The organism is Mangrovibacillus sp. Mu-81 (genome assembly GCF_036867415.1).
Classification (GTDB): Bacteria; Bacillota; Bacilli; order Bacillales; family Bacillaceae_B; genus Rossellomorea.
This window is the reverse complement of the sequence record NZ_JBAJHU010000010.1, coordinates 32094-52247: the sequence shown is the minus strand read 5'-3', so window position 1 is coordinate 52247 and position 20154 is coordinate 32094. Positions and strand designations below refer to the sequence as shown.

Below are 20154 nucleotides of genomic sequence, written 5' to 3'. Positions count from 1 at the left end.
TGATGGGGAAAAAACGACTGACATATAGCGCACTTGCATTGATGCTGTTCCTGCCTTCATTTCTGAGTGCTCCTGCCCAGGCTGAGACGGAAGGGAAAGTGTCGTCAAAAGATGAAGTGGTGTATGCGACGTTGAATGCAGAGGGGAATCTCGCTCATATTTACGTCGTGAATACATTCGATGTAGCGCGTGCAGGGGAAATCCTGGATTACGGGCAGTACAGCAGTGTGAAGAACCTGACGGATTTAAAGGAGCTTGACAAGGAAGGGCAGAAGATCGAGATGGAAGCCCCCGAAGGCAAGTTCACCTATCAGGGGAATATGAGTGAAGAGACGAAATTGCCTTGGAACGTAGAGGTATCGTATGTGCTGGATGGGAAAAAAGTAAATCCATCCGAACTTGCGGGAAAAAGTGGACATCTACAAATTCAGGTGGATACTGCTGAGAATGAGTCTGCACATTCCGTTTTCTATGAAAATTACTTGCTGCAGGTTTCAATGAGCCTGCCAAATACGTATGAGAATATAGAGGCAGCTGACGGGATGGTCGCGAATGCCGGAAAGAATAAGCAGATCACGTTCACCGTCATGCCTGGAAAAGAGAAGAAGCTGACAGCGGAAGCAGATGTGAAGGACTTTGAATTTAAAGGAGTCGAAATTGCTGCCGTCCCGTCCACACTTCCGATCGATACGACGGGGACAGAAGGGTTCACCGGAGACATGGCCGAGCTTTCGGATGCCATCGGAAAGTTGAATGAAGGCGTTGCGGATCTTGAAAACGGCGTGTCTGAATTGAATAGCGGAGCCGGTGAGCTGCGCGATGGTTCTGCTCAGTATAAAAAAGGTGTGAATGAACTGAGTGGTTCATCCCCTGAACTTGTGAGCGCATCAAGTCAGATCCGTGATGCTCTCGGGACCATCAATCAGTCCCTTTCAGGGCAGTCGGCTGAAGTGGATCTGTCGAGTCTGAATGAATTGCCTGCAGGTCTGAATGAATTGGCCGGCGGACTGAATGAAACGGCAGCCGGTATGACGATGCTGAAGGATCATTATTCGCAGGCTTATGCAGCACTTGACGGGGCAATTAAGGAAATCCCTGAGAGTCAGTTGACGAAGGAGGAAATTGCTGCTTTGCGTGAGAGTGCGGCGAATCCTGAAGTCGTGGATAGACTGGCTGCGTCACATGCCGCTGCGCAAAAAGTGAAAGCGACGTATGACAGCGTGAACCAGGCGTTCGCGGCTGTGGAACCGTCATTGAATCAAATGAGCGGAGCAGTGAAGGAAATCAGCGGACAGTTGACATCTATCTCGGATAATCTGTCTGCTGCACTGAAGGAAACGGATATGAGCGGACTGACAGAGCTGCAAAAAGGGCTGAGCCAGCTGTCAGCCAATTATGGTGACTTTCACTCCGGACTGGTGGGCTATACAGAAGGCGTCGGCCAGTTATCCTCATCTTACGGGAAACTGCATTCAGGTATCTCTGAACTTGCCGGCGGCACAGGCGAATTAGCAGGCGGAGTCAGCGAACTGCATGACGGCACGTCTGAATTGCATCAGGAAACGAAAAGTTTGCCTGAAAAGATGCAGGCGGAGATCAATAAAATGATGGATGAATATGATAAGTCCGATTTCCGGCCGGTGTCGTTTGTGTCTCCTCAGAATAAGAAGGTGTCTTCGGTTCAATTCGTGATCAAGACGGAGGGCATAGAGAAGGAAGAAAAGAAAGTGAAGAAATCCGAACCCGAGGAAGAGAAAGGGTTCTGGGAGTTGTTTTTGGATTTGTTCAGGTAATGATGACAGTGGGGTCTGATCCCGGCATGCTAAGGAATTAGTGTACCGTGGATAGGGCCTTTTTTTGTGTTTAGCGTGGATTTTTCTTTTCGATTTGTCTAGTTTTGACACACATATTAGAAATTGCTAATATGTTAATCATAGACGTATTAGAAATTCCTAATATGATGGAGGGTAAAAAATGACTGAAACGATCGATATAGATACTAAGGTTAAGTTTTTACAAGGGTTTGCACATAAAATAAGAATTCAAATCTTGGAATGTATAAGAGAAGAGGAAAAAACGGTTTCGCAGATCGTCGAGGATCTTGCTGGGAACCAATCAAATATTTCCCAGCATTTAGCCTGTTTGAGGGGCTGCGGTCTGATAGTCGGAAGGCAGGAAGGGAAGTATACGTTTTATAGTGTGAGTAATCAGCACGTCCGGGATTTGTTAAAGATGTTCGATGTTGTCCTGGACGAGGTGCAGAATGAAGTTGCATGCTGCAAGGACCATATTGTTCAGGGGGCGGAATAGATGTCGGATTCATGCTGCAGTCCTAAAGAAGGAGAACAGATTAAAGGGAAATCAAGCTGCTGCAGCGGCAGCGTTGAAGTTCGGGCTGAAACTTTGGTTTCACAGGGATGCTGCGCTGGGATAACCAATGCAGAAGCGCAGACTGAAACAGTCGAATCGAACAGCTGCTGCAGCAGTCAAAGTGCTTCCCCAACAGCCGGGAGGGCAGAATACCGGATATACGGAATGGATTGCCCTTCATGTGCCCTTTCAATCGAAAAAGGGCTTAGCAAGTTAGAGTATATAGAAGAAGCAAAGATACATTACAACTCTGGAAAACTAAAAGTAGCGGGGAACCATTTTGAACGAGTGGAAGCTGAGGTTCAGAAGCTTGGATTTAAGATCGAACCGCTGAATCAAAACAGGAATTTGAAGGTATATACGGTCGAAGGGATGGATTGCGGCAGCTGTGCGAAGAGTATTGAGAATCACTTGAATACGATTCCTGCAGTCCAGAGTGTAAGCGTCAATTTTTCGACTGGGAAGATGAAGGTCGAGCATGAGAACAGTGTGGAAGAAATCGTTTCTGAAGTATCTAAAATCGGTTTTAAAGCTTCTTTGCTTTTGAAAAATAAACCGGCATCAGAAGTAGCACGAAAAGAAGGCTATGGAGGAATCATCACTTCAGGCATTCTGATTGCACTGGGTTTCGCCGGCTCTTTAACAGACATTTCCCCTTTTATTTCCACGTTTCTGTACGCTGCAGCCATGTTCATCAACGGGTATAAGCCGGTTAAGAGCGCGTATTATTCCATCAAAAGCCGGTCATTGGACATGAATGTACTGATGTCAGCTGCGGCCTTCGGGGCTGCCTTGATCGGTGAATGGCTGGAAGGGGCAACGGTCGTCTGGCTGTTTGCGCTTGGAACCGCGCTTCAAACGATGTCGATCGAGAAGACGAGAAGTTCCATCCGGAATCTGATGAACCTGGCACCATCAGAGGCTTGGATCAAAGCGGGTCCGCAGTTGACAAAAAAGCCCGTTGAAGAAGTGAACACGGGTGACATATTAATCGTAAAACCCGGAGACAGGATTCCGCTGGATGGGGAAATCATACTTGGTGAATCGAGCGTCAATCAAGCTCCGATTACAGGAGAGTCCATCCCGGTGGATAAAACAGCCGGGGATACGGTCTATGCAGGGACGATCAATGAAAACGGGTCTCTTGAAATCAAAGTCACGAAGATAGCTGAAGATACAACCATTGCGAAGATCATCCACCTGGTGGAGGAAGCACAGGAGCAGAAGGCGCCGACACAGGCGTTCATCGATAAATTTGCGGCAGTGTATACGCCGATCGTGTTCGTGCTGGCGCTTGCAGTCATGGTGTTCCCGCCTCTGATTGGCTTTGGTACATGGGGGGAATGGTTTTATAAAGGGCTTGAATTATTAGTCGTTGCCTGTCCGTGTGCGCTGGTCATTTCCACTCCTGTTGCGATTGTTTCTGCAATCGGGAATGCCGCTAAGAACGGGGTCTTGATCAAAGGCGGTACGTTCCTCGAAAAGGCGGGGGGAATCACGGCCATTGCATTTGATAAAACGGGTACATTGACGGAAGGAAAGCCGAAGGTCTCTGAAATCAAGGCTTTAACCACGTCGGAGAATGAATTGTTATCCATCGCTCTCACATTGGAGGATTATTCGACGCACCCGATTGCACAAACCATCGTTGAATTCGCAAATGAAAAAGGAATCGGGCCGAAGGATGGGGAATATTTTAAAAGCATCGTAGGCAGAGGCGTCCAGGCAACGATCGCTGGAGGCATTTACTATGCAGGGAACGCAAGGCTTTTTGAAGAAATGAACATCCCTTTGGGGGAGGCTGAAGCAGTCGTTCACGATCTTCAAAACAGAGGGAAGACCGTCGTGATCATCGGTACGGAACAAGAAATCCTCGGAGTGATTTCTGCTGCTGACACGATCCGGACAACGACCGTACATGCGCTGGATGGCTTGAAGGGAGTCGGCGTCGGAGAGGTTGTCATGTTGACCGGTGATAATGAGGGCACGGCCAGAATGATATCAGCGGAAGCGAGTGTGGATCGATATTTCGCCGGGCTTCTGCCGGAAGACAAAGTGGATGTCATCAAGAAATTACAAAGTGAAGGTCATAAAGTAGCGATGGTCGGGGACGGTATTAACGACGCCCCTGCACTTGCAACAGCCGATATAGGCATCGCGATGGGCGGAGCAGGAACTGATACCGCCATGGAAACGGCGGATGTCGTCTTAATGGCGGATAACCTTGAAAAACTGCCGCACACGATCAATTTAAGCAGAAGAGCCCTCAAGATCATCAAACAGAACATCTGGTTCTCATTAATTGTGAAATTCGTGGCATTAGCCCTGATCTTTCCGGGTTGGCTCACGCTTTGGCTGGCAGTCTTGAGCGATACAGGTGCAGCCATTATTGTCATTTTGAATGCCCTGCGTCTTTTGAAAGTGAAAAGTTGAAATGATAAAGCCGCTCGGATTGACTGAGCGGCTTATTTGATATTGAACGAAGGTACTGCAAAAAAAAGGTTGCTGGAAAGTGCAAGTGGTGGTCCAAGGCACTAACAGTTTGATTTGAGCCAGGCACCATTCGAAGGGAGATTCATAAACAGCAATTTAGGAGCTTGCCGTGACAGGAAGCTGCTTATTTTATTTCACGCTGAGTTACAGAGCTTCTCATATACCTCGCAAAAAAAAGGTTAAAACCCATTGACATAATAACAGCTATGATTTATTATTATCTCATATTCAAGATATTTGAATTTGAGATAGATGCGGAGCTATATGCAGGGCGGAAATAAACCGGAGGTACTCATTTTTGGTTCATTGAATAAATAGTAACAACGAAATTCTAAGTCACGGTAAGAAAGATTTTTTTTGAATAAATATCTCAAATTCGAGATAAAAAACAGGAGAATAATTAGGAGGAATATGATATGGTAAGTCTTGGTTTATTGGTCATACGTTTAGTTATTGGTGTGTTGTTCATTGGGCATGGGGCACAGAAGTTGTTAGGCTGGTTTGGCGGGCATGGTTTGAAAGGCACCGGTGGCTGGTTTGAGTCGATCGGGATGAAGCCTGGTGTGACGATTGCACTTGTTGCAGGATTGGCAGAGTTGATTGGAGGAATATTGTTTGCGTTTGGACTTTTAACTCCGCTTGCAGCCATCTTGATTGCAGCGACTATGTTCATGGCGATCATCAAGGTGCATGGGCAGAACGGAATATGGGCAACATCTAATGGCTATGAATATAACTTGACGCTTCTCGCAGTGGCCATCGGTATCGCATTGATCGGTCCCGGACAATATGCATTGGATGCAATTTTATTTTAATAAATAGTTAGAAATGGTGAGTGACCTCAGAGGCGTCGATAGCGTGATGAATTTGAGGTTAGTCACCATTTTTTTTTGATTGAATTTATTCCCTTGCCCGTTATAATGAAAGTACATCATGTAAACGGATACATAAGAATTAAACTATTGAAAATATAGGAGGATATTATGGGGAGATTAGTGCATTTCGAAATTCATGTGGATGACATGGAGCGTGCAAAGACGTTTTATGGGGAGGTATTCGGCTGGTCATTTCAGGATTGGAGTGATTTTGCGGGGATGCCTTACTTTGGTGCGGTGACTGGCGAAGAGGACGAACCGGGAATCAATGGTGCTTTGATGCAGCGTCAGAGTGCTCCGCCTGAACCTGGTCAGGCAATGAACGGATATGCCTGCACGATGGGTGTGGAGGATTACGATTCGATTGAAGCGAAGATCCTTGAGAAAGGCGGCAAGGTGGCCATGCCTAAATATGCTCTGCCTGGAATGGCATGGCAGGGATATTATGTAGATACGGAAGGAAATGTGTTCGGGATTCATCAGCCGGATGCTAATGCGAAGTAAGCAGCGGATTAGAGCAGGGGAAGCATGTATACCGGCAGCCTGAACAAGTGAGAATAGAAGTAAAATGCCCTGTGACTGAGTCACAGGGCATTTGCTTATGGTTGATCTCCAGCGCTTTGCACCTCGTGACATGGACGGGAATCCATCGCTTGTCTGGGGTGATCAAGGCGCTAGCGCCTTTCTTTATTGCAGAGTACCGCGTTCTGATTCTTTCTTGCCTGGTGCGAACCAGCCGATCAACGCGATGGCAACGAGCACGCCGTAGAAGATCAGGGTCCAGACAGTGCTGTGCGGAAAATCGTGATCCAGGACGTGGATGTCTTTATGAGCAAGTGTGATGACTGCAAGCTTGACGCCAACCCATGCAACGATGGCATAAGCGGTTGTTTCGAGTGCCGGACGTGTTTCGAGAAGCTTCACAAACCATGTAGCGGCATACTTGATCAGGATCAGTCCGGCAATCCCTCCGAGGACGACGATCAGGAATTTCCCTCCGTCCATACCTCCGAAATCAGGAAGCGGTGAATCCGGCAGTCCCAATGCGAGGGCCACGGCAGCAAGGATTGAATCGATTGCAAACGCGAGGTCTGCCAGGGCGATCTTGCTGACTGTCGGCCAGAAGCCTTTCCCCTTCGCCTCTTCTTCCGTATCTTCACGGATATTTTCATTTTCCTTCCCAAACCGTGCTTTGATGATATGTTTTAAGCCTAAATAAAGCAGGTATGCTGCTCCGATGGCCTGTATCTGCCAGACGTTTGCGATAAAGGAAATGGCGAATAGTGCTCCAAAGCGGAAAGCAAATGCCAGAAAGATCCCATAACTGATGGCTTTCTTTTTCTGATCATCAGGCAAATGTTTAGCGATGACGGCGAGGACGAGCGCGTTATCAGCGGATAACAAGCCTTCCAGACCGATTAGGATCAAGAGCGTCCAACCGTATTCCAACCAAATTGATTCCAATATGATTTCTCCTTTCATATATAACCGGATAAGCAGTTTATCACATCATGCCGATTACGGGGATAAGTGTAACTTGTGTCGATCTCATCCCGATTCTTGAACTTGCCTTTTGAAAGTTCGTCTCCAGTGTTTATCTTACCACTTAGTGTGCTCCGGATTCATCTGTGAATGTGATTTTTCATGAATATTTTTTGACGAAACAAAGAAGAGCCTTTCTGAGTGAGAGGCTCTAATGGGAAAAGACAGGATGATGCCGTCAATTGTTGCTGTTGAATTTATATTGAAATTCGGGAGCGGTCTTCGCGAAGTATCCGCTGCGCACCTGGCCTGCCCAGTTGTGAAGGGCTTCCCGCCATTGGACGCTTTTGAAGAATTGATCGACTGAATTTGACGCTTCCGATCTCCAGATGATCGGTGTGAAAGGGGCAAGCTGGCCGGTCCAGATGCCGTTGACCTTGTGCAGCATACTATTTTCAATGACCATCAGGAGAGGAAGGCCGCGTTGATAGGCCATGGATGGTTCAATCTGAAGGAATGGTGAATACGATTCACCTTTATCGGTGGGTCTGGCGGGCTCCAGCAGGGCTGCTGCCATTCCATAGCTGGAATTAATCATGGTGCGGATGTTTTCAAGTGTCGTGTCGGGATACAGGTCGGTTGTCGGCAATGCCCGTGGAAACAGAAGAACTTTCTTGATCTCCTTGAACAAGCGGATGATGAATTGCTGCTGCTTCGTAAATGGCGGCACCGGTGGGATTGGTCCGAGTGAATAAACGCCCTGATGGCTGAAAAAGACAGGCACCCTGAAGAGGGCAGTGGCTGCATCATTCAGATCTTGAAGGTCCCTGTGATACTGTTCGACTTCCTTTGTCGATAATTTATCCGGATCCGCACTCTGGTCCGCCGCATTCGCTTCTTCCTTGCTAGACATAGTTTTTCACCTCCATGATAAAGGATATTCAGGGGGACGCTGGAGTGATTGGACAAGCAGGGAAAGACGAAAAGATACCGGTATGGGGCTTTTGTTTAGGCTGCCGGGTGTCTTGCGGATTTTTTATCCTTTATTCTAGTAAATCAAGTGCCTGTCCCTATCAAATTCAGCAAAAATACATATAAATGATAGTAGTAGAAGGGAGGGATTACTATATTAAATAATGTCGTTTATTTTGATGCTGAAGGTAAAATGGTAGACAAGCTGGATATCCAGCAGGAAGTCTGCGACCGTACAATTGAATATTGTGCGACGGCAATCGTTCCGGATGGTTTTACGTTCAGGTTCACTACGTTCGATAACTTCAGTGCATGCTCTGATATAAGTGAACTCGTTTGTGCGCTGGAAGAGCAGGAAGCAGAAGGAACGGTTGAGAATCCATGCGGCGGCACGCTGACGTGTCCTGTTTTAATCGATGCTGTCCGACTTATCGGGACCGCCAGATTTCACATAAATGTGGGAGATTTGACGCCGATTGAAGCGGGAACCCGGATTGGACAACGGACATGCACGCTTTGCAGCGATGTAGCGGTACCTGTCAATCAAGTGATACAATCAGTCTGCCAAACGGATACCTGCCAGGAAACCTGCTTTGATACGATTGGCGGCTTTGCGTTTGCGCCACAAGTCATCACCGATGCTTGCGGCCGGCAGATCGTCACCGTCAGAGGAGGATTGTTCATCGGGTTTAACGGGTGCTGATCAGATTTGGGGAATTATTCATTTTTATATAATGGGGACGGTCCTTAGGGTAAGTAGTTCCAATACCTTGGAGAAAATGTTTAAATAACGGATTAATGATCATACTAAATCGCAGTCACTTTAGCATCACAAATAACAGAAAAAATAGCATAAAAAACGCTTGGATTTAATAGTAGCGGGTTCGGATTTCGAAAACAAAAACTAAATTAACACACCAATTAGCAGTCCTATTCGTAACTGAATTAGACTGCTTCATATATATAGGGGTTAATAAAATAAACGGTAAATCCGCTCTGAATTTCGAACCCTTTTTAACATGGGGTGGGTGTTGATTTTTGGAGGCTGATAAATGAAACAGGCATTTTTTTCATCCTTAATTGTGAATAACCTTTGATTGTTTTAATAAGGGGAGTTTTTCCTGTTATCCTGCAGAACCGGGCTAGGTTCTGGGGATATAAGGGGAGCTTTTCCCGTTTAAGGCAAGGTAAAATGGTCCATTTTCATGCTTTAGGAGTAAATAGGGGGAATGTATCCCTCTATTTACTCAATACTTCGTGCTAATTCCTCAATAAGAGGAATTTCTCCCCTTATTTTGGTGGTTTGTTTTATGGGAATTAGTGTATATTAGAAAATCACTAACCACTGCTTATCTTGGGATAAAAAATGCTTGGAGCATCTGTCTCCAAGCATTTTTCTTCTGATTTTCTTGCCAAATTGCTTCTTGATTTTGGTGCGAATTACTATACGAAAAGCAATGTTCATTCATATTTTGTACTTCAAAACAGAACCTCTTATTTAAAATCCAGTCCGGTATTGAAAAAATGGCAGGCTCAATCAATACCATTTATTATTTTCTTTTGCAAGGTCTAATGAATCCGTGGTATAGTAAATTAACTAATAAATGACAGGAGTGATGGGTGGACGATGAAGAACTAATCTTATTTTCGACGATTGAAATTTTATATTTCAAATCAACATAAATAGGATTAGTCTGCCCATTTATTAATACGCTGCCTGAGCAATCGAATGAGATCTGCTTTCTTTGAGTGCATTTCAGGCACAGGTACGGCTAATCCTTCCAGATGATCAGATGATCTGGGAGGATTTTTTTGTCCTCCCTTTTACAGAGAGGGGAAGAGTGTATGAGAGAAATCATGAAATTAGTGGATATAAGCGTTGAAGTGATGGACTGGAATTTGTTCGAAGGAGTGAATGCGAGAGTTCAGGAAGGGGATGTAATCGGAATCATCGGGCCGAACGGTGCGGGGAAATCGACGCTTCTGCAGGTGATTCATCAAGATCTGTCGCCTTCAGGGGGCCGTGTCCAATGGATGCAGCAGGGCATAAGCATGGCGATGGTCGAGCAGGAAACGGAGTCGCATTTCTTCGGTGACACAACTTCTTCTGAAGCCGGCCTGTTGGAAAAGTGGCATGTGCCCCTGCATGATTTCCGACAGCTGAGCGGCGGGGAGAAATTGAAGGCGAGGCTTGCCAAGGGGTTTGCGCAGAATGCGGATCTGTTGCTGCTGGATGAACCGACGAACCATTTGGATCAGGAAAGTCTGGCGCTTTTGACGAAACAGATCAGGGATTATAAAGGAACGATCATCCTCGTGTCGCATGACCGTTATTTCCTAGATGAAGCAGTGACGAAGATCTGGTCGCTTGAAGGCAAGAAACTGACTGAGCATAAAGGGAATTATTCAAGCTATATGGAAGCACGGAGACAGAAACGTCTGACTCAGCAGCGTGAATATGAGAAGCAGCAGAAGATGGTGGAACGGATTGATAGCCAGATCAGCGAGCTCAACTCATGGTCGCAAAAGGCACACGCACAGTCGACTAAGAAAGAAGGGTTCAAGGAATACTACCGGGTGAAAGCAAAGCGTACCGACAGCCAGGTGAAGTCAAAGCAAAAGCGGCTTGAAAGGGAGCTTGAAAAGGCGAAGGTTGAAGCAGTCGAGGAGGATCATACGGTTCGATTCTCGCTGCAGTCGGGTCACAAAAAAGGAAGGCGGTTCCTGGAAGTGAAAGATCTGACGAAAGCTTTCGACGGCCGGACGCTGTTCAGGGGAGTCAATTTCACGATCCAGCATGGCGAGAAGGTATCAATCATCGGACCGAATGGCAGTGGGAAGACGACATTATTGAAGATTTTCATGGGAGATGAAAAGGCTGAGGGGGATGTGTGGTTATCGCCTTCTGCAGAGATCGGTTATCTGACACAGGAAGTGTTCGACCTGCCGCTTGAGGAAACGCCGGAGCAGCTTTTCCGCAGGGAAACGTTCGAAGAGAGAGGGAAGGTCCAGACACTGATGAGGCAACTTGGATTCCAGGCGGCTTCCTGGCGGGAACCGATCCGGAATATGAGCATGAGTGAGCGCGTGAAGTGCAAGCTGATGAAGTATATGCTCGACGAACGGGACGTGCTGATCCTGGATGAGCCGACGAACCATCTTGATTTGCCCTCGCGTGAGCAGTTGGAGGAGACTTTATCGCAGTACAATGGCACAATGATCGTCGTGTCGCATGACCGGTATTTTCTTGAAAAGACGACAAATGTGAAGTTCGTGATTGAGAGCGGAGAGGTCCGCAAGCAGTTGAATGATCCGGTACCTGAGCGGGACGATGTGGAGGAATTGCGGCTGAAGCTTGAGACAGAGAGGCAGGAAGTGCTCGGCAGGCTCAGTTTTTTGACCCCGGGGGATGAAGCCTATCCGGAGTTGGATAAGCGTTTTTTAGAGTTGACGAGGGAGATTAATGAGTTGGGATGACTTGTTTCCATCTATAAAATAACGCATCAAGCTGCTGCTCTGCCATCCAAATATTACCCAAAAGTACCTATCGCACAATAAAGTGCCTACTTCCATCATTCTCCGAGAAGGTTCATACTGATACGTAGGATGTGCTGAGGCTGGTTCGTCCAACAATGAACAAGGAGGAATTGATGATGAGTGTACCATCGCTTACTTTAAATAATGGCATTGACATGCCGCAGCTTGGATACGGTGTTTTCCGTGTCGAAGAAGGAACGGAATTGGAGAAAGCGGTTGAGACTGCGATCCGCATGGGATACAGAAGTATCGACACTGCCGCGATTTACGGAAATGAGAAGAGCGTAGGAAACGGTGTACGAAACGCAATCGATGCAGGACTTGTGACGAGGGAGGAGCTGTTCATTACATCCAAAGTGTGGAATGACGGTCTTTCTTATGATGAGACGATCGCTGCATACGAGGAAAGCCTGGAGAAAATGGGACTGGATTATCTTGACCTTTATCTCATTCATTGGCCGGGGAAAGACAAATACATGGAATCATGGAAGGCTCTCCAAGCACTTTACAAAGATGGAAGAATCAAATCCATCGGTGTCAGCAACTTCGAAGTCCACCATCTCGAAACACTGCTGAATGAAGCTGAAATAAAGCCGGTCGTGAATCAGATTGAATTTCATCCGAAACTGACCCAGAAGGAAGTGCGCACGTTCTGTGAAGAACACAACATCAGAGTCGAGGCGTGGTCACCATTGATGAATGCGGAACTACTGAAGAACGACACGGTTCAGGAAATGGCGAAGTCTGTTGGCAAATCTGCAGCACAAATCATCCTGCGCTGGGATCTTCAGCACGGGATCATCACGATTCCGAAATCCATGACCGAGTCGCGGATGAAAGAAAACATCAGCCTCTTCGACTTCGAATTGTCAGAAGAACAGATGAAGCAGCTTGATGAATTGAATGAAAACAAGCGCAGCGGCCCGGATCCGGATGAGTTTGATTTTAAAATGTAATACAGACTGAAAAAACACCTCCATTGCGGGGGTGTTTTTCCGTTTATTTAACCCAGTCAGCCAAGTTGCTCAGCATATGCATGTCTTCCGCTTCACCCCGACGCGATCCTTCGCTGCCACCTTCTTGATATATTCTGAAGCAAGAGGGACCTTGCATGCTGTATTCCCTACATCGACATGCACCTTTCCAATCGATTCCGCGACATCCATGGCCGCTTCATGCAGCGCTGGGACATAGCTCCCGACCGACAAGACAAACCCGTTCATCACATAGCGAACGCGGTTCCGTTCATCATGGACAGAATTCCTCACACGTTCAAGCAGCGCAGTGATCTCATCCAGGTCAAGCTCCCCGTCAGGCGTAATCGATAAATAGTTTGCATAAGTACTCCAGCCGCAAACCGCGATCATCTCTTCATCGGAGTCGATCCATTCCCGGGCAAGCTCCAGTGCATACTCACTCTCTGCTGCAACACCGGCAACCGTATATTCCGCCGCCATATACCAATACGCTTTCCGGACCCACTCCTCAAGCGTTTCCTTCGTCACAAGCTTCGGATTGATCGACAGCCCCGCCAAATACATCGCATCGTGATTGCCGGAATCATAAAGGCGGAGAGCCAGTTCATGATCCTTTTTCACGTATTTGACCAGCTTCTTCATATCCCCGATTTTCACACCGAAATACGGCTCCTTCACCCCATGATTCATGAAGATCCGCTTCGTCTGCTCCGTCCCGAGCTCCTCAAGCATACCCATGATTTCTTCGTATGTCATGTCAATCGCTCCTTTAATGGATCTGATTTATCCTAATATAAATTTTACAATAAAAAGAAGTACAAAGCCCGAAAACATATAAGTCGCATACTTTTTACGATCAATCCCCACTCTTAATTCCCACAGTCCAATCGTGATACAGAACAAACCGAACATCCCTAAGACGAATGGAAGCATGAATAATAACCCCAACCCTTTCCCCCCCCCCTGGCAAGCTCAATTTTTTACTTTGATATAGAAGGGTGAAAAAAATGCATCACAACCAGCGATGCATACCGGAAACCCTTTCAAAAACAGACAACCCTGTCATAACAATTGAGCAGTATCCTCATTAATGGCCGCCTGTCCTACCCCTCAAAGGGTGCACTTTGCGCGGCAAAATGCGTCATACCCTTCAGGCTTATGAGTGTCGTAGCAGTCACCCGTAAGATAGCCCTGAGAAAAATAGTGTTCCTTGATGCTGCCGATGATGACGACGCCAGCCATAAAGGATAGTGGGATCAGAACAAATAACCATACCATTGCGAAACCTCCTTTTTTAGAACCAGCTTTGGTAAAGGCAGGTGAACACCAATCGTGAGGTAACAGCTTCTGTCACAATCTTACCATATGATATGGAAAAATATAGATATTTATCCCGAACAGGGCAAGGGACCTTTCTTTCCTTCAAGCAATGATATTCATCACTATTTGCCCAAACCTTTGCGTGATAGGATGAAACCGGAATCAAGTTATGAGAAAGTTGGTGCAGTGATGAAGAAAGTGTTGAAGGTTGGTTCGGCGGTCGGTCTGGTTTCGGGGGCGGCTGCGATTATATTGTATCAGGTGCTGTGTTTTTGGCTGGATGTAAGTTTTGAAAAGATGACGCCTGTGTCAATTATTGTGATGTGTGTAGTGGTCAATGTGATCGGTGCATACATTTATTCCAAATTGGCAGGTGAAACGAAGAGACCAAGGCTGTATTACGGGGTGATCACGGCCGCTGTCGGTATCCTGCTTTCTTTGTATGATTGGGCTTATCCTGCAGAACCCGGCATTGCAGGCGTGGCGAACACGATACATGCGCTCGTGGCCACACTCTCTATTGCGTGGATCCCGATCTGGATGCGCAAAGCGAATTCTTCTGGAAAATAAAGAGGACTTCAGACGTGTTTTGTTAAAACAATAGGTATAGCATTTTTGAAGAGGAAGGAGGAGAAGGCGTGAAGACTCCAATCAAATTCAATTGGATGACATTGCTGATCATTCCTTCTTTGAGTATGGTGTTTCTTCCCTTTGGCGATGATTGGTACGGGTATGTACTGTTTATTGTGCTGGCGTTGGCTTTCTGGCGGAGCATGGCACAGACGGTTCACCGTGAGATGCTGATCGTCATTCAGCATCTGTGTGTATGTCTGTTGATGGTGTTCTTTTCCCCTTGGAATTGCTGGTATGGAATCTATCCGGTCATTGTGACGGGGCAATTGTCATCGTTCTTCCGGATAACGGTGCTCAATGGATTCCTTTTGATCGTGTATACGTTGACGGCTTTGTATTACGGAGGGGCGCGCTTAGGGGAAGAGGATTGGGCATGGGTGACCGTTCTTGTTTTTCTGCTGGGTGTACCCTATTTTCTTCGGGTGCAGCAGCTGCACTATGAAATGAAGGCTGAGCTTCAAGGGGCGAATGAGGAAATCATCAGGCTCGTGAAGCTCGAGGAAAGGGGACGGATCTCCAGGGATCTGCATGATACGCTCGGACACACTTTGTCCCTTTTGACGTTGAAAGGGGAATTGATCGAACGGCTGATTCCAGGTGAGCCGGATGAAGCGGTCGAAGAGGCGAAGGAACTTCAGGATATCATCAGGAATACTTTGGTGCAGACACGGAAGCTGGTCAGTGATTTGCAATCGGTGAGTCTGTCTGATGAGATTCTTCAAGCGACTGGGATGCTGAGGTCTGCCGGTTTGCATGTAGAGGTGGTGGACCGGGTGGATGAGATCCCGCCGGTCATCGGGAAAATACTCGGTTTGTGTCTCAGGGAATGTGCCACGAATGTCGTGAAGCACAGCCGGGCGGACCGGTGCTGGATCCGGATTAACGAAACGAACGGATCGTATACCCTTCAGGTCGAGGACGACGGACAGGGGCCGGAGAAGATGGATAGGCAGAGCGGGAGCGGTTTATTCGGCATGAAAGAGCGGCTTTCCATGATTGAAGGACGGTTGGACTTCGAGGCAAGTATGGAACAGGGAGTAAAAGTGACCATCACCGTACCAAAGGTGGATGTTCCAGTGAAGGAGGCGCAGGAATGAGAGTGATCATAGCAGAAGATCAAGGAATGCTGAGAGGGGCAATGGGCAGATTGCTGTCGATGGAGGATGACATCGAAGTCATCGGGGAAGCCGAAAACGGAGAACAGGCGCTGGTTCTGATCCGGAGCTGTTCGCCGGATATCGCCCTCCTCGATATCGAGATGCCCGTGCTGAACGGACTGGACGTCGCGAAGACCCTGCAGAATGAAGACCATCCGTGCCGCGTTGCGATCGTGACGACATTTGCACGGAGCGGTTATCTTCAGCGGGCGATCCAGGCAGGTGTCAGGGGATATTTATTAAAGGACGCCCCGGTTACGAAACTTGCTGACAATCTGCGTTCGATCCTCAAGGGAAATAAAGTATTCAGTCCCCAGCTCTCGCATACGATGTTTGAAGAAGTCAATCCTCTGACGATCAGGGAACAGGAAGTCCTCCGCCACTTGGAAAAAGGGGACTCCGTTTCCGATATAAGCGGGACGCTCTTTCTTTCTCCTCCCACCATCCGGAATTATATATCTGAGATCATCCAAAAGGTGGAAGCGAAGAATCGGATCGACGCGGTCATGATTGCGAAGAGGAAAGGGTGGATAGATTGAGCGGGGACGTGGTTGCGGCCAGTGCTATTGGTGTTTTTGACATAGGCTGGGTGGACCAGGAAGCTTGCAGACATTGATTTGAAATCTTTTATTTTTGACAAGAGAAGAATCGCTTGTTGAAAATAGGGGATTCGACAATCGGCATAATAAAATGAATACTGCACGATTATTTGAGATTTGGCTCAATTAAGTAGTGCAATTAAGAAGACAGCTTAGAAGCAACTTACTACATAGTGATAACCTTATAATAAGAGTATCTTAACCAGAAAGGAATGAAGGTGTCATGAAATCATTAGCTGGAAAGGTTGCATTGGTGACAGGCGGGAGCAGGGGGGCCGGTCGCGGGATTGCCATTGAGTTGGGGAAGGCAGGTGCGACGGTATACGTGACGGGCCGCAGTACGAAAGGGAACTCGACGAATGATTGGCCGGGTACGGTCGATGATACGGCTGCTGAAATCAATGCTGCGGGCGGAAAAGGGATCGCGGTGCGTTGTAATCACACGATCGATGCGGAAACGGAAGCCGTCATCCGCCAAATTCGCGAAGAACAGGGGAAGTTGGATATCCTCGTCAATAATGTGTGGGGAGCGCATGATCTCGGCGTTGAATCCGGTTTGTTCTGGGAGCTGCCGCTTGCGCATTGGGATACAATGTTCACGGCTGGTGTGCGTGCTCAGCTGGCGACGAATCATTATGCCATCCCGCTGCTTCGGGAGAATGGGGAAGGCCTCATCATCCACACGACTTTCTGGGACGATGGCAGTTACACCGGACAGTTTTATTATGATTTAGCAAAAAATGCACTTGTTCGGATGGCGTACGGACTTTCCGTCGAGTTAAAGCCGGACAATATTGCCGTTATGGCTGTTTCGCCAGGATTCATGAGGACCGAGCTTGTGTTGGAACATCACGGGGCAGAGGAGGAGAATTGGGAGGAATCGGAAGATCTGAAGAAAACCGAAACTCCTTTTTATATCGGACGTGCGATTGCGGCTTTGGCAAAGGATCAGGATGTAATGGAGAAAAGCGGCAAGGTGTTGAAGGCGGGGGACTTGGCGAAAGAGTATGAGTTCACGGATGTGGATGGGCGGTATATTCCGCCGTTTACGATGTAGATGTTTTGAACCAGGGTAACCCGCTCGTGATCTGTGAGCCGGGATACCTGTCCCTCTGGATACGTAAAAACATTTTTCAGTATCCTTTTTTGTCACATTTCTCCAACCACTCGTCAACTGGTATATAATGAACCTATCACGCACAGGAGGTACATATGAAACAGCAAAACTATGAAAATCACAGTAAGGTCGATCCGATTTATCATCATTGGATTACACTGCTGACGGTTGTGACACTGATTCTATCGATTGTGTTCTTTGTGAAAAACGTGACCACGGAGTTGCTGCTTAGTTTCATCGTGCTGTTTACGACTATCACATTTCTGCTCATCATGGTGAAGTTGAGATTATATGCGCTTCAGGTTCAGGACAGAACGATCCGCGGGGAGGAAAATTTCCGGTATTATCGTTTGACGGGGAATGTGCTTGATCCCGATCTGACTGTAAAGCAGGTGGTTGCGCTTCGTTTCGCTCCGGATGAAGAGTTTCCTGGATTGGTGGACCGGACATTGTCCGAGAATTTATCACCGGATGAGATTAAGCAAGCTGTACAAAATTGGCGTGAGGATCATCATCGCGTATAGACAACTGTGAACGGACCGCTCAACGCATGGGCGGTACCTTTTTTTTCTGACAGGAGGATTGTTATGCACAGTGAAGTAATGGTTGATGTAAAAGGATTGATGAAGAAATATGGCTCATTTACCGCGGTGAATGGCGTTGAATTTCAGGTGGAGAAAGGGGAAATCTTTGGCTTGCTTGGTCCAAACGGCGCGGGGAAGACGACGACGATCGAGATGCTTGTCGGTCTCCGGAAGCCTGATGAAGGCACGGCGAGTTTAGCCGGTCACGATGTCCGGAAACATGTGAATAAAGTGAAGGAAGTGATCGGAGTTCAGCTTCAGTCGACTTCTCTCTTTGAATTATTGAAGGTGGAAGAGATCCTTCATCTGTATGCGAGTTTTTATCCCAGTCATGTGGATATCGATCGGCTGATCGAGGATATGCTGTTGAGCGAGAAGCGGAACGACCGGATCAAAGGGCTCTCAGGCGGGCAGAAGCAGCGGCTGGCGATTGCGCTTGCGCTGATTCATGACCCTGCGATTGTGTTTCTCGATGAGCCTACGACCGGACTGGATCCGCAGGCAAGGAGGACATTGTGGGATATCGTTCTGCGATTGAAGGATCGGGGGAAGACGGTGATTCTCTCGACGCATTATATGGACGAAGCCCATGTGCTCTGTGACCGCATCGGCATCATGGATCAAGGGGAGCTGATCGCACTCGACACCCCGGCGAATCTCGTGAAGACGCTGCAGTCGACAAGTACGGTCGAATTTCATCTGGAAAACCCGCCCGAGCAGGAATGGTTCATGAAAATGGACGGCGTCGAGGAAGCGGCGATTAAGGATACATTCGTCCAACTGTATACAGATGACCTCCAGCTTGCATTGACTTCGCTGATTGCGGTGTCGGCCGGACACGACTTGAAAATCGGGGACCTGCAGACACGTCAGGCAACGCTTGAGGATGTATTCATCCATATGACAGGAAGGAGGCTGCGCGAATCATGAGAGCTTACTGGCAGTTGACGCTGGCTCAATTACGAATTTTTGCACGAAACAAACAGGTCCTGTTCTTCACACTGCTCTTCCCTGTCATCCTGATGGTTGCCCTCGGATCCTTCGTCGGCGGCGGGGATTCCCTTTCACTGACGGCAGGGGTCGTCGATCGTGACGGAACTGATGAATCGAAGGAATTGAAGAAATTATTTTATGAAAATGAAGGCATTGAAACAGAAGATTATAAAACAGTGAAGGCTGGCAAGGAAGCCGTTGAAGGCGGGGATATCCAGCTTCTCATCGAAATTCCGGAAGGCTACGGGTCGAGTCTTAAGGATAGGGACGGGGCATTCACCGTTCCCGTTTATTATAACGAGAAGAACCTCACCACTGCAGAGCTTGGACTCACCGCTGTGAACGGGATCATCGATCAATACAGCAAGGATCTGGTTGATTACCAGCCATTGGTGAAGATTGAGAAAGTGGGGATCGAGGCACTGAACATCCGCTATATCGACTTCCTCGTACCGGGCATCGTCGCGATGATGATCATGAGCAACAACATGAACGGGGTCGCAGGACAGATCTCTGCCTGGCGTGAACGCGGGATCCTCCGCCGGATGCAGGGGACGAGACTGAAAGCGTCGACGTTCATCGCAGCGCAGATCACAGCCCGCCTCCTGCTGAACGGGACACAGGCATTGCTGGTTGTACTGATTGCCAACCTTATCTTTGACATCAATGTCGCGGGATCATGGCTTGCCCTGATATTCTTCATTGTGCTCGGAACCCTTGCGTTCATGGCAATCGGCTTTATCATTGCAGGAATGGCGAAGAATCCGGAAAGTGCGGGGCCGATAGCAGGATTTGTGTCGTTTCCGCTCCTATTCCTCGGCGGCGTATTCTTTCCGATCAACAATATGCCGGACATCATCCAGCCGATTGTGAAGGTGCTGCCGATCGCTCATCTGACTTCTGCACTGCGGGAGACGATGAATATCGGGACTTCGTTTTTTGCATTGGGGACGGAGACGCTTATATTAGGTGCATGGCTTGTTGGCGGATTTGCGATTGCCAGCTGGGTGTTTAAATGGGAGTAAGGTGAAATGGCCATCCTTAC

At 47.7% G+C, this 20154-nt stretch carries 21 protein-coding genes; 16 read left to right on the top strand and 5 right to left on the bottom strand.

The window, feature by feature from the left end; genetic code table 11:
* Window positions 1–2 precede the first annotated feature (2 nt).
* The 5 genes from V6B33_RS17380 (at window position 3) to V6B33_RS17360 (ending at window position 6242) form a co-directional block, all read left to right on the top strand.
* On the top strand, window positions 3–1793 hold the full coding sequence (locus V6B33_RS17380) for a YhgE/Pip domain-containing protein (RefSeq protein ID WP_334218952.1): 1791 nt from the start codon (window positions 3–5) through the stop codon (window positions 1791–1793).
* A 181-nt stretch (window positions 1794–1974) separates the two neighbouring features.
* Window positions 1975–2310, top strand: coding sequence for an ArsR/SmtB family transcription factor (locus V6B33_RS17375; protein ID WP_334218951.1), 336 nt, complete (start codon window positions 1975–1977; stop codon window positions 2308–2310).
* Window positions 2311–4803, top strand: a complete 2493-nt coding sequence (locus V6B33_RS17370) for a heavy metal translocating P-type ATPase (protein ID WP_334218950.1) — start codon at window positions 2311–2313, stop codon at window positions 4801–4803.
* 476 nt (window positions 4804–5279) lie between these two features.
* A complete protein-coding gene (locus V6B33_RS17365) occupies window positions 5280–5678 on the top strand; it encodes a DoxX family protein (protein WP_334218949.1) in 399 nt (132 codons plus the stop codon).
* Between the two features lie 168 nt (window positions 5679–5846).
* Entirely contained in the window at window positions 5847–6242 is a 396-nt protein-coding gene (locus V6B33_RS17360) for a VOC family protein (protein ID WP_334218948.1), read from the top strand.
* 183 nt (window positions 6243–6425) lie between these two features.
* Here the strand turns inward: V6B33_RS17360 and V6B33_RS17355 are convergent, their stop codons facing one another.
* Window positions 6426–7202 (bottom strand): TerC family protein, encoded by a 777-nt coding sequence (locus V6B33_RS17355; protein ID WP_334218947.1) that lies wholly within the window; start codon window positions 7200–7202, stop codon window positions 6426–6428.
* 256 nt (window positions 7203–7458) lie between these two features.
* Window positions 7459–8133 carry a hypothetical protein gene (locus V6B33_RS17350; protein WP_334218946.1) on the bottom strand — a complete coding sequence of 225 codons (675 nt, stop codon included), beginning with the start codon at window positions 8131–8133 and terminating at the stop codon, window positions 7459–7461.
* Window positions 8134–8177: 44 nt separating this feature from the next.
* On the opposite strand from V6B33_RS17350, the gene V6B33_RS17345 reads away from it, so the two are divergent.
* The 4 genes from V6B33_RS17345 to V6B33_RS17330 all read left to right on the top strand — a co-directional run bounded on the left by V6B33_RS17345 (window position 8178) and on the right by V6B33_RS17330 (window position 12685).
* A complete protein-coding gene (locus V6B33_RS17345) occupies window positions 8178–8318 on the top strand; it encodes a hypothetical protein (protein WP_334218945.1) in 141 nt (46 codons plus the stop codon).
* Window positions 8319–8385: 67 nt separating this feature from the next.
* Window positions 8386–8895 (top strand): hypothetical protein, encoded by a 510-nt coding sequence (locus V6B33_RS17340; protein WP_334218944.1) that lies wholly within the window; start codon window positions 8386–8388, stop codon window positions 8893–8895.
* 1142 nt (window positions 8896–10037) lie between these two features.
* Window positions 10038–11669 carry a ribosomal protection-like ABC-F family protein gene (abc-f, locus tag V6B33_RS17335; RefSeq protein WP_334218943.1) on the top strand — a complete coding sequence of 544 codons (1632 nt, stop codon included), beginning with the start codon at window positions 10038–10040 and terminating at the stop codon, window positions 11667–11669.
* A 173-nt stretch (window positions 11670–11842) separates the two neighbouring features.
* Complete coding sequence (locus V6B33_RS17330; RefSeq protein WP_334218942.1) at window positions 11843–12685, top strand: aldo/keto reductase; 843 nt, start codon at window positions 11843–11845, stop codon at window positions 12683–12685.
* A gap of 69 nt (window positions 12686–12754) precedes the next feature.
* On the opposite strand, the gene V6B33_RS17325 is transcribed toward V6B33_RS17330, so the two are convergent.
* From V6B33_RS17325 to V6B33_RS17315, 3 genes are all read right to left on the bottom strand, one after another.
* The gene (locus tag V6B33_RS17325; protein WP_334218941.1) at window positions 12755–13462 is read right to left on the bottom strand and encodes a DNA alkylation repair protein; all 708 of its coding nucleotides are present in this window, start codon (window positions 13460–13462) and stop codon (window positions 12755–12757) included.
* 27 nt (window positions 13463–13489) lie between these two features.
* The gene (locus V6B33_RS17320) at window positions 13490–13654 is read right to left on the bottom strand and encodes a hypothetical protein (RefSeq protein ID WP_334218940.1); all 165 of its coding nucleotides are present in this window, start codon (window positions 13652–13654) and stop codon (window positions 13490–13492) included.
* Between the two features lie 162 nt (window positions 13655–13816).
* Window positions 13817–13984, bottom strand: coding sequence for a hypothetical protein (locus V6B33_RS17315; RefSeq protein WP_334218939.1), 168 nt, complete (start codon window positions 13982–13984; stop codon window positions 13817–13819).
* Window positions 13985–14212: 228 nt separating this feature from the next.
* Here V6B33_RS17315 and V6B33_RS17310 point away from each other — a divergent pair, with 228 nt between their 5' ends.
* The 7 genes from V6B33_RS17310 (at window position 14213) to V6B33_RS17280 (ending at window position 20134) form a co-directional block, all read left to right on the top strand.
* Complete coding sequence (locus V6B33_RS17310; protein WP_334218938.1) at window positions 14213–14596, top strand: hypothetical protein; 384 nt, start codon at window positions 14213–14215, stop codon at window positions 14594–14596.
* Between the two features lie 68 nt (window positions 14597–14664).
* Window positions 14665–15756 carry a sensor histidine kinase gene (locus V6B33_RS17305; RefSeq protein WP_334218937.1) on the top strand — a complete coding sequence of 364 codons (1092 nt, stop codon included), beginning with the start codon at window positions 14665–14667 and terminating at the stop codon, window positions 15754–15756.
* Complete coding sequence (locus V6B33_RS17300; protein ID WP_334218936.1) at window positions 15753–16355, top strand: response regulator transcription factor; 603 nt, start codon at window positions 15753–15755, stop codon at window positions 16353–16355. Before V6B33_RS17305 ends, V6B33_RS17300 begins: the two co-directional genes overlap by 4 nt.
* A 283-nt stretch (window positions 16356–16638) precedes the next feature.
* On the top strand, window positions 16639–17472 hold the full coding sequence (locus V6B33_RS17295; protein WP_334218935.1) for an SDR family oxidoreductase: 834 nt from the start codon (window positions 16639–16641) through the stop codon (window positions 17470–17472).
* Between the two features lie 155 nt (window positions 17473–17627).
* Window positions 17628–18056: a DUF6526 family protein gene (locus V6B33_RS17290; protein WP_334218934.1), complete on the top strand. Its 429-nt coding sequence runs from the start codon at window positions 17628–17630 to the stop codon at window positions 18054–18056.
* Window positions 18057–18119: 63 nt separating this feature from the next.
* The gene (locus V6B33_RS17285; RefSeq protein WP_334218933.1) at window positions 18120–19046 is read left to right on the top strand and encodes an ABC transporter ATP-binding protein; all 927 of its coding nucleotides are present in this window, start codon (window positions 18120–18122) and stop codon (window positions 19044–19046) included.
* Entirely contained in the window at window positions 19043–20134 is a 1092-nt protein-coding gene (locus V6B33_RS17280; protein WP_334218932.1) for an ABC transporter permease, read from the top strand. Before V6B33_RS17285 ends, V6B33_RS17280 begins: the two co-directional genes overlap by 4 nt.
* Window positions 20135–20154: the final 20 nt, after the last annotated feature.

Coding starts and splice junctions, on each gene's coding strand:
- V6B33_RS17280 (WP_334218932.1), top strand. CDS start 19,043: ATGAGAGCTTACTGGCAGTTGACGCTGGCTCAATTACGAATTTTTGCA.
- V6B33_RS17300 (WP_334218936.1), top strand. CDS start 15,753: ATGAGAGTGATCATAGCAGAAGATCAAGGAATGCTGAGAGGGGCAATG.
- V6B33_RS17315 (WP_334218939.1), bottom strand. CDS start 13,984: ATGGTATGGTTATTTGTTCTGATCCCACTATCCTTTATGGCTGGCGTC.
- V6B33_RS17290 (WP_334218934.1), top strand. CDS start 17,628: ATGAAACAGCAAAACTATGAAAATCACAGTAAGGTCGATCCGATTTAT.
- V6B33_RS17340 (WP_334218944.1), top strand. CDS start 8,386: ATGGTAGACAAGCTGGATATCCAGCAGGAAGTCTGCGACCGTACAATT.
- V6B33_RS17285 (WP_334218933.1), top strand. CDS start 18,120: ATGCACAGTGAAGTAATGGTTGATGTAAAAGGATTGATGAAGAAATAT.
- V6B33_RS17325 (WP_334218941.1), bottom strand. CDS start 13,462: ATGACATACGAAGAAATCATGGGTATGCTTGAGGAGCTCGGGACGGAG.
- abc-f (WP_334218943.1), top strand. CDS start 10,038: ATGAGAGAAATCATGAAATTAGTGGATATAAGCGTTGAAGTGATGGAC.
- V6B33_RS17370 (WP_334218950.1), top strand. CDS start 2,311: ATGTCGGATTCATGCTGCAGTCCTAAAGAAGGAGAACAGATTAAAGGG.
- V6B33_RS17380 (WP_334218952.1), top strand. CDS start 3: ATGGGGAAAAAACGACTGACATATAGCGCACTTGCATTGATGCTGTTC.
- V6B33_RS17375 (WP_334218951.1), top strand. CDS start 1,975: ATGACTGAAACGATCGATATAGATACTAAGGTTAAGTTTTTACAAGGG.
- V6B33_RS17365 (WP_334218949.1), top strand. CDS start 5,280: ATGGTAAGTCTTGGTTTATTGGTCATACGTTTAGTTATTGGTGTGTTG.
- V6B33_RS17295 (WP_334218935.1), top strand. CDS start 16,639: ATGAAATCATTAGCTGGAAAGGTTGCATTGGTGACAGGCGGGAGCAGG.
- V6B33_RS17350 (WP_334218946.1), bottom strand. CDS start 8,133: ATGTCTAGCAAGGAAGAAGCGAATGCGGCGGACCAGAGTGCGGATCCG.
- V6B33_RS17330 (WP_334218942.1), top strand. CDS start 11,843: ATGATGAGTGTACCATCGCTTACTTTAAATAATGGCATTGACATGCCG.
- V6B33_RS17360 (WP_334218948.1), top strand. CDS start 5,847: ATGGGGAGATTAGTGCATTTCGAAATTCATGTGGATGACATGGAGCGT.